Here is a 10,519-nt window from a genome sequence, read left to right as displayed (position 1 = left end):
TCTTGCGACGTTAAGAATCCGTATCTTCGAGTGCCCACACAGATTGTCTGATAAATTGTTAAAGAGCAGTTGCGACGCGGCTTTCAGCTCACTGTCGCGAGGTGGCGTATACTACGCTTTCCTCTTTCAGAGTCAACCCTGAATTTCAGGGTTTTTTCTCTTCAACCGAACCGGCTGTTTGTGTGAAGTGATTCACATCCGCCGTGTCGATGGAGGCGCATTATAGGGAGTTCTCCGCAGGCCGCAATAGAAAAATTGCAGAAAAATGACTGACTGCTGCATTCCCCAGCAAAACCCCGCTTTATACCTTTTTACGCACAGAGTTATCCACAATCATCAATGTAATTTCTGTATTTTTCCCACGGCAACCACTGTCAAAATTGTGATCACCATTGAAAGAGAAAAATTCGCGAGCGTTGCGCAAACGTTTTCGTTACAATGCGGGCGAAAAATAAGGATGCCCCGTTAGGGGCGTTAGCTGAGTTTTTCGCGAAAAATTCAGCTAACGCTCTCTGTAATAGTCAAATCCAGGGGATTTACCATGCAACAACGTCGTCCAGTCCGCCGCGCTCTGCTCAGTGTTTCTGACAAAGCCGGTATCGTCGAATTCGCCCAGGCACTTTCCGCACGCGGTGTGGAGCTGCTGTCTACAGGGGGCACTGCCCGTCTGTTAGCAGAAAAAGGTCTGCCGGTAACCGAAGTTTCCGATTACACCGGTTTCCCAGAGATGATGGATGGACGCGTGAAGACCCTGCATCCGAAAGTACATGGTGGCATTCTGGGTCGTCGCGGCCAGGACGATGCCATTATGGAAGAACATCAGATCCAGCCTATCGATATGGTGGTTGTTAACCTGTATCCGTTCGCCCAGACCGTTGCCCGTGAAGGTTGCTCGCTGGAAGATGCGGTTGAGAACATCGATATCGGCGGCCCAACGATGGTGCGCTCTGCCGCCAAGAACCATAAAGATGTCGCCATCGTGGTGAAGAGCAGCGACTACGACGCCATTATTAAAGAGATAGATGCCAATGAAGGCTCCCTGACTCTGGAAACTCGCTTTGACCTTGCCATTAAAGCCTTCGAACACACCGCCGCCTACGACAGCATGATTGCCAACTACTTCGGCAGCATGGTTCCGGCTTACCACGGTGAAAGCAAAGAAGCCGCCGGTCGCTTCCCACGCACGCTGAACCTGAACTTCATTAAGAAGCAGGATATGCGTTACGGCGAGAACAGCCACCAGCAGGCTGCCTTCTATATAGAAGAGAATGTGAAAGAAGCCTCCGTTGCTACCGCAACCCAGGTTCAGGGTAAAGCCCTCTCTTATAACAACATCGCCGATACCGATGCGGCGCTGGAGTGCGTGAAAGAGTTCGCCGAGCCGGCATGTGTGATTGTGAAGCACGCCAACCCTTGCGGCGTGGCTATCGGCCATTCCATTCTTGATGCTTACGATCGCGCGTACAAAACCGACCCAACCTCCGCGTTCGGCGGCATTATCGCCTTTAACCGCGAGCTGGATGCGGAAACCGCACAGGCCATCATTTCTCGTCAGTTTGTTGAAGTGATCATTGCGCCATCCGCCAGCGAAGAAGCCCTGAAAATCACCGCCGCCAAACAGAACGTGCGCGTCCTGACCTGCGGTCAGTGGGGCGAGCGTGTTCCGGGCCTTGATTTCAAACGCGTGAACGGCGGTCTGCTGGTTCAGGATCGAGACCTGGGGATGGTCGGTGCAGAAGAACTGCGCGTCGTCACCAAACGTCAGCCGACCGAACAGGAACTGCGTGATGCGCTGTTCTGCTGGAAAGTGGCGAAGTTCGTGAAATCCAATGCTATCGTCTATGCCAAAAACAATATGACCATCGGGATTGGCGCGGGCCAGATGAGCCGCGTGTACTCCGCAAAAATCGCCGGTATTAAAGCTGCCGATGAAGGTCTGGAAGTGAAAGGTTCCTCGATGGCTTCTGACGCGTTCTTCCCGTTCCGCGACGGTATTGATGCCGCCGCCGCTGCGGGCGTGACCTGCGTAATCCAGCCTGGCGGTTCTATCCGTGATGACGAAGTGATTGCCGCCGCCGACGAGCACGGTATTGCAATGCTCTTCACCGACATGCGCCACTTCCGCCATTAATGGAGCAATAGATGAAAGTATTAGTGATTGGTAACGGCGGGCGCGAGCACGCGCTGGCCTGGAAAGCGGCCCAGTCGCCGCTGGTTGAAACTGTTTTTGTTGCTCCGGGTAACGCAGGCACTGCGCTGGAGCCTGCACTGCAAAACGTCGCTATCGGCGTAACCGATATCCCGGCGCTGCTGGATTTCGCGCAAAACGAAAAGATCGATCTAACCATCGTCGGCCCGGAAGCGCCGCTGGTGAAAGGCGTGGTGGATACCTTCCGCGCCGCCGGGCTGAAAATCTTCGGCCCAACCGCAGGTGCCGCGCAGCTGGAAGGCTCGAAAGCGTTTACCAAGGATTTCCTGGCCCGCCATCAGATCCCTACGGCGGAATACCAGAACTTCACCGAGGTAGAACCTGCGCTGGCGTATCTGCGTGAGAAAGGCGCGCCAATCGTCATTAAAGCTGACGGTCTGGCTGCCGGGAAAGGCGTTATCGTGGCGATGACGCAGGAAGAAGCGGAAGCGGCTGTTCACGATATGCTGGCGGGCAACGCTTTTGGCGACGCGGGGCATCGCATCGTTATCGAAGAGTTCCTCGACGGCGAAGAAGCGAGCTTTATCGTGATGGTGGACGGTGAGCATGTGCTGCCGATGGCCACCAGCCAGGATCACAAACGCGTAGGCGATAAAGATACCGGGCCGAACACCGGCGGGATGGGCGCTTACTCCCCTGCGCCAGTGGTGACCGATGAAGTTCATCAGCGCACGATGGAACGTATCATCTGGCCAACCGTGAAAGGCATGGCGGCGGAAGGCAACACCTACACCGGTTTTCTCTACGCGGGCCTGATGATCGACAAACAGGGCAATCCGAAGGTTATTGAATTTAACTGCCGCTTTGGCGATCCAGAAACCCAGCCGATTATGCTGCGCATGAAGTCCGATCTGGTTGAGCTTTGCCTGGCGGCCTGTGAAGGCAAGCTGGACGAGAAAACGTCCGAGTGGGATGAACGCGCTTCTCTCGGCGTGGTGATGGCTGCGGGTGGATATCCGGGCGATTACCACACCGGCGATGTGATCCACGGCCTGCCGCTGGAAGAAGTGTCTGACGGCAAAGTGTTCCACGCGGGCACGAAACTGGCGGATGACGAGCAGGTAGTGACCAGCGGCGGGCGCGTACTGTGCGTCACCGCGCTGGGTCATACCGTGGCAGAAGCGCAGAAACGCGCTTATGCCTTAATGACCGATATCCATTGGGACGACTGCTTCTGCCGGAAAGATATCGGCTGGCGCGCTATCGAACGCGAGCAGAACTAACGCGACAGTTTTGCCAAGAGCGTTTTGCGCGTGATCCCTAACTGACGGGCGGCTTCGGTTTTGTTGCCGCCCGTTTTCTCCAGTGCCGCAAGAATCACCTCTTTTTCGACTTCCACCAGCGGCTGAATATCCTGACTTTGTACCAGCGGGATCGGCGTACTCGCAATCGCCAGCGGCAGCTCGCGTTCGGAAATATATTCCCCGGTCAGCAGCACCACCGCCCGTTCCACCGTGTTTTCCAGTTCACGAATATTTCCCGGCCAGTCGTAGTGAATCAGCAGATCCATCGCCTGGGGCGTAAAACCTTTTACCGCCTTACGATTACGCTCGGCAAAGCGCTGAAGAAAATGGTTTGCCAGCAGAGGAATATCTTCCCGCCGCTGACGCAGCGACGGAACTTCAATCGCCACCACGTTCAGGCGATAGTAGAGATCCTGGCGAAAACGCCCGGCATTCACCTCTGCGGCAAGATCGCGATGAGTCGCCGCAATCAGCCGGACATCAACCGAGATGGTCTGGTTGCTGCCGACACGCTGAACTTCGCGCTCCTGAATCGCACGCAGCAGACGAACCTGCATCATCGGCGAGATATCGCCAATTTCATCGAGAAACAGCGTGCCGCCGTCCGCCTCAACAAAGCGCCCTTCCCGGCGTTTATCGGCTCCGGTAAACGCCCCTTTTTCGTGACCGAACAATTCAGATTCCAGCAAGGATTCGTTGAGTGCCGCACAGTTGAGCGTTACCAGTGGTTTTTCACTCCGTGCGCTACTGGCGTGAATCGCCCTTGCGACCAGCTCTTTACCGGTGCCGGAATCGCCGTGGATCAGCACCGTGGCTTCCGATGGCGCGACGAGGGCGATTTCACTGAGCAGGTGTTGCATCGCCGGGCTTTTACCGACCATACCGAACTGGCTGGCAGTCACCACAGGCGTTTCAGCATCAATACTGTGCGTATGTGCGAGCGCCTTTTCCAGCGTCGCCTGCAGGTTATCGAAATCCAGCGGCTTGATGAGATAATCCAGCGCCCCGGTTTTCAACGCTTCTACCGCCGTCTCGACGCTGGAGTACGCGGTCATAATCAGTACCGGAATCGCCGGATTTAACGCTTTGATCTCTTTTAGCGTGGCAATGCCGTCCATCTCTGCCATTCGCACATCGCAAAGCACAAGATCAAAAACCTGTTCCCGCACCTGCTCCAGCGCCTGTCGCCCGCTGTTAGCCAGCGCGACGTTATAGCCCCAGCCGCGCAGCAAAGCCTGCAAAATAGTGCAGTGGCTAATGTCATCATCCACCACCAGAATATCGATATTATCGTGCGTCATCCTTGTGGGTCCTTACGCGTAATAGTGACCGGAAGCCAGAGGGTGAACGTTGCGCCTTTTCCCTCCTGGCTTACGACCTGAATTGTACCACCGTGTTGTTCAACAATATTATGCACGACCGCCAGCCCCAGTCCGGTGCCTTCGGCCTTCGTGGTGAAATACGGGGTGAAGATGGCTTCAAGCTGATCCGCCGCAATTCCCTTACCGCTGTCGGTAACGCTGATTTTCACGCCCGCGCCGCTTTCGCTGGCCGTCACGCTAATCACGCCATGCTGACCAATCGCCTGAATAGCGTTGAGATAGAGATTCAACAGGACCTGAGTCAGCCTGTCCGGATCGGCCTGAATTTCCGGTAATGTGTCGTTGGCGGTAAAGCGTAACTGGATCTCCCGGCTGTTTGCATCCTGGCTTACCAGCTGTAATGAGTGGCTAATCAGCGTGTTGAGTTCCACCGCCTGCAAAGCCAGATGCGTTGGCTTAACCAGTTCCAGCAACTCGCTTACCACGCGGTTTAAACGGTCAGCTTCTTTCGCCATCACCTGCGCCAGTTGATGCGCTTCTCCCCCTGCTGGCGCGCGTTCGGCAAAGTATTTCGCCAGCCCTTTAATCGAGGAAAGTGGGTTACGGATTTCGTGGGCAACGCCTGCCGCAAGATGCCCCAGTGCCACCAGCTTCTCTTTGCGCTTCATTTCATCCTGCAACAGCTGGCCCGAGCGCAGATATCGGCGATACCAGAAGAATGACAACACGCTTGCCAGCAAGACCGTCGCCAGGGCGAAGAGGATAATCAGGGTGTTTCTCTGCTCACGATCTTCGGCACTCACAATGTTACTGGCGTCGAAAGCGATAAAAATTGCTTGTGGTGTCGCGGCATACTGCTGCATATGGCGCATCCGGTGCATTCCAGCAGCAAACATCGGTTGAAACTGGCGATAAATTTCCAGAACAGGCTCGCCGTCTGCGCTATCGATCCGCCGCCACGCTTCTTCATCTCCCGGATGTAACTGCTGCATTTCCTGCGGGGAATAAAGCTGTTTTCCCACCATGCCGGAGTTGCTATGCATCACGATTGTTCCTTGTTCATCCGTGACCGCAAACCAACGTACACCAGGCTGCCCGGCCATTTCTTCCAGTAATGCCTGCTGCTGCGCATGATGCATGCGCATCCCCATGCCGACGCGCGAGCCGGATTCGAGAGCACGGATAAGTACACTGCCTTTTTCCAGCAGCGTTTGTCTGGCGGCTGCAGTCTCGCGCCCGTAATCGCGAATCACTGTCACCGCAAACAGCCCCACCAGCCCAACAATGACCACGGGGAGGATCGCGCTTAACCATTTAGCTAAGGAGTCTTTAGAACGTTGCATAAAACGCATCTTCTTCTTTGCCTGCTCATCCCTTTCTGACAGCAGAAATCATGCCATCTTTTATCAGCGCTTACCCTGCGCTGTAACACAAAGGCTTAAGTTTCAATGAGTAAAAATGACTCGCTACCCGCAGCAGGCGAGTCATTTTTACTCGTTTATCATGCCAGATTACCCGTCATATCAGCGTTTCATCGTTGGCACGGAAGATGCAATACCCGAAGTAAGACAACCACTGGAGGATTAACCATGAAACGGAACACGAAAATTGCCCTGGTAATGATGGCGCTTTCAGCAATGGCGATGGGATCGACATCGGCATTTGCTCACGGCGGACACGGTATGTGGCAGCAAAATGCCGCGCCTTTGACCAGCGAACAACAGACAGCGTGGCAGAAAATCCATAATGACTTTTACGCTCAAAGCAGCGCACTGCAACAGCAACTGGTGACGAAGCGTTATGAATACAACGCCCTGTTAGCCGCGAACCCACCGGATAGCAGCAAAATTAACGCGGTCGCCAAAGAGATGGAGAATTTGCACCAGTCGTTAGATGAATTACGGGTGAAACGAGATATTGCGATGGCTGAAGCGGGTATTCCGCGCGGTACCGGAATGGGCATGGGCTACGGCGGCTGCGGTGGTGGCAGTCATATGGGTATGGGCCACTGGTAAATCAGAACGTTTTCTCGTTGGGTTGCCAGCGACAGAAATCAGAGTTTGCCACTAACAGTAATTGCGAACCTTCGGGCGCTTCCAGCCATGCCACGCTGACATCAACAGAAGAGCGGCTCTGGCGGCGCTCGATATGCGCTATCGCCTGCGAATCTAAATCAGGTTTAATGGTTTGCCCTTCGCAGGTGGTCACGGTCTGTTCCATCGCATGCCAGCGCCCCTGGCGCAGCACGACTCTTCCCTGACGTAAGGCATCGCTAATCTGGCGGATCTGATCAGCACGATAACGGTATAAATCGATTTGGTCGTTAGAAAGCTGCTGCTTTTCCCCATCGGATTCACGTTGCATAAAGCTCAGATCGCCGCGATCGTCAAAACGCGCGCGAATGTTCACCGGCGGTTTGCTGTAAACATTGATATTGATGAGCGTAAGGTTATCGCCCTGCCAGCGATACTCTCGCGTGGTGGTATCGCCACTGCGCCACGGGCTAAACACGGCAAGCAGATGCACATTATCGCCGCTGTCTTTTCGCCAGATGCGTACCGCGCCCTGGTCTTCAGCAAATCCACTGGCGGTAAAGGGAGGAAGTGAAGAGTTGTGGCTACAGGCAGTGAGAAACAGCGCACCTGCCAGCATCAATGATCGACGCCAGAAAGACAAAAGGGGTGAAACCACCCCTTCGTTAAAACTGTTCACTGCCACGCAATCTTACTTAACTGCGTCTTTCAGTGCCTTGCCAGAAACAAATGCCGGTACGTTAGCTGCGGCAATTTTGATTTCTTTACCGGTCTGCGGGTTGCGGCCAGTACGCTCAGCGCGGTGGTTCACTTTGAAGGTACCGAAACCAACCAGTTGTACAGCATCGCCTTCTTTCAGAGACTCAGTAATTGCAGCCAGAGTGGACTCCAGAGCAGCTTTAGCCTGGGTTTTGGACAGTTCTGCTTTCTCTGCAATTACATCAATCAGTTGAGTCTTGTTCATAAGTTATCCTTACAATGTGTTTATCGCTTGCTAAGCATCGAGTGCGACGGAAATGCCAGAATAGCACTCTCCTGCATACACGCACCGATAGCCACTTTTTTTCGCCCCCCAAATGTAGACCAGACGGGGGGCGAAAGGGAAGACTCCAGGTACGACAAATCAGGCGTTAAATCACGTTTTCTGGTCTTATTGCTGAAAAATTATACCAATATTGCTCTCACCCGCCTCACGCAGGTCTGCCCTAAGGCCTTTTATCAGCTCGATATCGCGTTCTTCGCACTCAGCTAAAAGTCGGAATATTTCCCACTGAATGTCCCATTCTTGCTCTACAGCTGGGTTTTCTTTGAGCTCTTCATCGCTCATTTCGCGACCAGCCTGAGTCATTTCCAGCATCGCAACGGTCGTGATGGAGGTCTTACTCACTTCCACCGCGTGTTCGAGCGTTTCACCACTCAAACGCGAATGGACCAGTTCACTTAACGCCACGCAGGCATCGATTGCCGGATAAACGCCGTACAGATCGAAATCGTCGGCTGAAGGAATCGCTTCTTCAAATTTCTCCAGTTGGCTGTCGAAATTTACTTTTGCGTCTTTGACGGTCAGCGTTTCCCAGATGAGATCGAGAATACGGCGGTAAATTTGCCCATCACCAAAACCAGTTTGCTGACAGAATACGGCGTAATTGGGGTACATGCGTTCGCATAAGCAGGCCATAAAAGTGACGTGCTGCCAGCTTTCCAGGCGCTCCAGACGCAGATGAATTGGGTTTTGTAACATGTTGAGTTCTCAAATACGGAAATTATCCGCAGTTTACCTGAATTAGGGCTGATTTGCTGTATAGCGCACGAACGCCGGACGTTCCGAGGCCACCGCGTCCGCCCAGCGCGTTGGCTCCGGCAGACGATAGCCTTTCATGCAGCGTTGTACCCACGCCAGCGCGCTGTCTACGCTGACCCGATGGCCGGTAGCGATAAACAACGGGTTACAGCGCGCTTTGCTGCGCCAGACCCAGGCCAGCTGCTCGCCTTTATCCATCAGCGGTGCCAGCGCGCCCGGTTCACTGGAGAGCGGTTCGAATTTACCGCAGAGCCGTTTTTTCGCCACGCCTATCGTTGGCACATCCACCAGCAAACCAAAGTGGCTGGCGACGCCAAGACGGCGAGGATGCGAGATCCCGTGACCATCGACAAACACTAAATCCGGCTTTTGCGACAGCATCTCCCACGCTGCCAGCAGCGCAGGATATTCGCGGAAGGAGAGAAAACCTGGAATGTAAGGCATGGTGGTGGCGATGCGGGCCACTTTATACTCCACCAGCTCAAGCGAGGGGTATTTCAGCAGCACCATCGCCGCTCGCGTCACTTCTCCGCCCTGCTCAAATCCGACATCGGCTCCGGCGATCAGATCCGGCGGATCTTTATCGAGTCGATCCTCGCGGATCACAGAAGAAGCCAGTTCGATTTGTTGAGCGCGTAATGACGCGAGATCCATAATCGCTCCTTAGAGCCTGGTCCACCAGGCGTAATTGTTGAAGGCAGTTTGAGGCCGGACAGCGCGGAAAAACCGGAGCGTACACGTAGTACGTGAGGATTTTGAGCACTGCCCGGCCTCAAAATGGCAAATAAAATAGCCTGATGGACCAGGCTCTTAGCGGTGATACTGTTCAGATAACCGATGCACTGCCTCCACAAACACGCCAGCATGTTCTGGCGGCACATCCTGATGAATGCCGTGGCCAAGGTTAAAGACATGACCTTCACCGTGACCGAAACCTGCAAGTATAGTCGCTACTTCTTCTTCAATGCGGGCTGGCGGCGCGTACAGCATCGACGGATCCATATTGCCCTGCAACGCGACTTTATTGCCCACGCGACGGCGCGCATCGGCGATGTCCGTTGTCCAGTCGAGGCCCAGCGCATCGCAACCGGTTTCTGCCATGGCTTCCAGCCACTGTCCGCCGCCTTTGGTAAACAGCGTGACCGGTACGCGGCGACCGTCGTTTTCACGCAGTAAACCATCAACAATTTTATGCATGTAATAAAGCGAGAACTGTTGATAATCGCGCCCGGTAAGCACGCCGCCCCAGGTGTCGAAAATCATCACTGCCTGAGCACCGGCTTTAATCTGCGCATTCAGATACAAAGTGACGCTTTTCGCCAGTTTATCGAGTAGCGCGTGCAGCGCCTGCGGATCGGCATACATCATTTTTTTGATCACGGTGAAGGCTTTGCTGCTGCCGCCTTCCACCATATAGGTCGCCAGCGTCCACGGGCTGCCGGAAAAACCAATCAGCGGCACTTCGCCTTTCAGTTCGCGACGAATGGTACGCACCGCGTTCATCACGTAACCCAGCTCATCTTCCGGGTCCGGAATTGGCAGTTTATCGACGTCGGCTTTGCAGGTGACTGGCGAGGTAAAACGCGGACCTTCTCCGGCTTCAAAATAGAGCCCTAACCCCATCGCGTCCGGCACGGTGAGGATATCGGAAAAGAGGATCGCCGCATCCAGCGGGTAGCGACGCAGCGGTTGCAAAGTCACTTCGCACGCCAGCTCGGCGTTTTTGCACAGCGACATAAAATCGCCCGCCTGGGCGCGCGTGGCTTTATATTCCGGTAGATAGCGACCCGCCTGGCGCATCATCCATACTGGAGTGACATCAACGGGCTGGCGCAGCAGCGCCCGCAGATAACGATCGTTTTTAAGTTCGGTCATTTTGGCTGTTCCTTAGTGCGTCAGGCGGTCAGTGT

General features: G+C 54.5%; 10 protein-coding genes. 3 read left to right on the top strand and 7 right to left on the bottom strand.

What is annotated here, in order from left to right:
• Positions 1-541 precede the first annotated feature (541 nt).
• Positions 542-2,131: a bifunctional phosphoribosylaminoimidazolecarboxamide formyltransferase/IMP cyclohydrolase gene (purH, locus tag ACJHWT_RS21670; protein WP_001187539.1), complete on the top strand. Its 1,590-nt coding sequence runs from the start codon at positions 542-544 to the stop codon at positions 2,129-2,131.
• An 11-nt stretch (positions 2,132-2,142) separates the two neighbouring features.
• On the top strand, positions 2,143-3,432 hold the full coding sequence (purD, locus tag ACJHWT_RS21665; RefSeq protein WP_000866823.1) for a phosphoribosylamine--glycine ligase: 1,290 nt from the start codon (positions 2,143-2,145) through the stop codon (positions 3,430-3,432).
• On the opposite strand, the gene zraR is transcribed toward purD, so the two are convergent.
• Together zraR and zraS are read right to left on the bottom strand one after the other, a co-directional pair.
• Positions 3,429-4,754 (bottom strand): sigma-54-dependent response regulator transcription factor ZraR, encoded by a 1,326-nt coding sequence (zraR, locus tag ACJHWT_RS21660; protein WP_000148519.1) that lies wholly within the window; start codon positions 4,752-4,754, stop codon positions 3,429-3,431. The two genes, purD and zraR, sit on opposite strands and share 4 nt — an antisense overlap.
• On the bottom strand, positions 4,751-6,127 hold the full coding sequence (gene zraS / locus ACJHWT_RS21655; RefSeq protein WP_001211907.1) for a two-component system sensor histidine kinase ZraS: 1,377 nt from the start codon (positions 6,125-6,127) through the stop codon (positions 4,751-4,753). The genes zraR and zraS overlap by 4 nt, the downstream gene beginning before the upstream one ends.
• A 237-nt stretch (positions 6,128-6,364) precedes the next feature.
• Between zraS and zraP the strand changes: the two genes are divergently transcribed.
• Positions 6,365-6,790, top strand: a complete 426-nt coding sequence (gene zraP, locus ACJHWT_RS21650) for a zinc resistance sensor/chaperone ZraP (RefSeq protein ID WP_001318172.1) — start codon at positions 6,365-6,367, stop codon at positions 6,788-6,790.
• Position 6,791: 1 nt separating this feature from the next.
• Here the strand turns inward: zraP and ACJHWT_RS21645 are convergent, their stop codons facing one another.
• From ACJHWT_RS21645 to hemE, 5 genes are all read right to left on the bottom strand, one after another.
• Positions 6,792-7,487, bottom strand: a complete 696-nt coding sequence (locus ACJHWT_RS21645; RefSeq protein ID WP_001300651.1) for a DUF1481 domain-containing protein — start codon at positions 7,485-7,487, stop codon at positions 6,792-6,794.
• 12 nt (positions 7,488-7,499) lie between these two features.
• On the bottom strand, positions 7,500-7,772 hold the full coding sequence (hupA, locus tag ACJHWT_RS21640) for a nucleoid-associated protein HU-alpha (protein WP_001044513.1): 273 nt from the start codon (positions 7,770-7,772) through the stop codon (positions 7,500-7,502).
• A gap of 186 nt (positions 7,773-7,958) precedes the next feature.
• A complete protein-coding gene (locus ACJHWT_RS21635) occupies positions 7,959-8,549 on the bottom strand; it encodes a YjaG family protein (RefSeq protein ID WP_000941119.1) in 591 nt (196 codons plus the stop codon).
• A 42-nt stretch (positions 8,550-8,591) separates the two neighbouring features.
• Positions 8,592-9,263, bottom strand: a complete 672-nt coding sequence (nfi, locus tag ACJHWT_RS21630; protein WP_000362388.1) for a deoxyribonuclease V — start codon at positions 9,261-9,263, stop codon at positions 8,592-8,594.
• A gap of 156 nt (positions 9,264-9,419) precedes the next feature.
• The gene (hemE, locus tag ACJHWT_RS21625; protein WP_000137657.1) at positions 9,420-10,484 is read right to left on the bottom strand and encodes a uroporphyrinogen decarboxylase; all 1,065 of its coding nucleotides are present in this window, start codon (positions 10,482-10,484) and stop codon (positions 9,420-9,422) included.
• Positions 10,485-10,519: the final 35 nt, after the last annotated feature.

The sequence above is a fragment of the Escherichia sp. WS338 genome (genome assembly GCF_046486405.1).
GTDB classification, from domain to species: domain Bacteria; phylum Pseudomonadota; class Gammaproteobacteria; order Enterobacterales; family Enterobacteriaceae; genus Escherichia; species Escherichia coli.
Note: the sequence above shows the minus strand (reverse complement) of the source record. Positions and strands in the feature narration are given on the sequence as shown.

Excerpts from the sequence above, each read along its gene's own strand:
- zraS (WP_001211907.1), bottom strand. The coding sequence starts at position 6,127 with ATGCGTTTTATGCAACGTTCTAAAGACTCCTTAGCTAAATGGTTAAGC.
- zraP (WP_001318172.1), top strand. The coding sequence starts at position 6,365 with ATGAAACGGAACACGAAAATTGCCCTGGTAATGATGGCGCTTTCAGCA.
- hemE (WP_000137657.1), bottom strand. The coding sequence starts at position 10,484 with ATGACCGAACTTAAAAACGATCGTTATCTGCGGGCGCTGCTGCGCCAG.
- ACJHWT_RS21635 (WP_000941119.1), bottom strand. The coding sequence starts at position 8,549 with ATGTTACAAAACCCAATTCATCTGCGTCTGGAGCGCCTGGAAAGCTGG.
- zraR (WP_000148519.1), bottom strand. The coding sequence starts at position 4,754 with ATGACGCACGATAATATCGATATTCTGGTGGTGGATGATGACATTAGC.
- purD (WP_000866823.1), top strand. The coding sequence starts at position 2,143 with ATGAAAGTATTAGTGATTGGTAACGGCGGGCGCGAGCACGCGCTGGCC.
- hupA (WP_001044513.1), bottom strand. The coding sequence starts at position 7,772 with ATGAACAAGACTCAACTGATTGATGTAATTGCAGAGAAAGCAGAACTG.
- nfi (WP_000362388.1), bottom strand. The coding sequence starts at position 9,263 with ATGGATCTCGCGTCATTACGCGCTCAACAAATCGAACTGGCTTCTTCT.
- purH (WP_001187539.1), top strand. The coding sequence starts at position 542 with ATGCAACAACGTCGTCCAGTCCGCCGCGCTCTGCTCAGTGTTTCTGAC.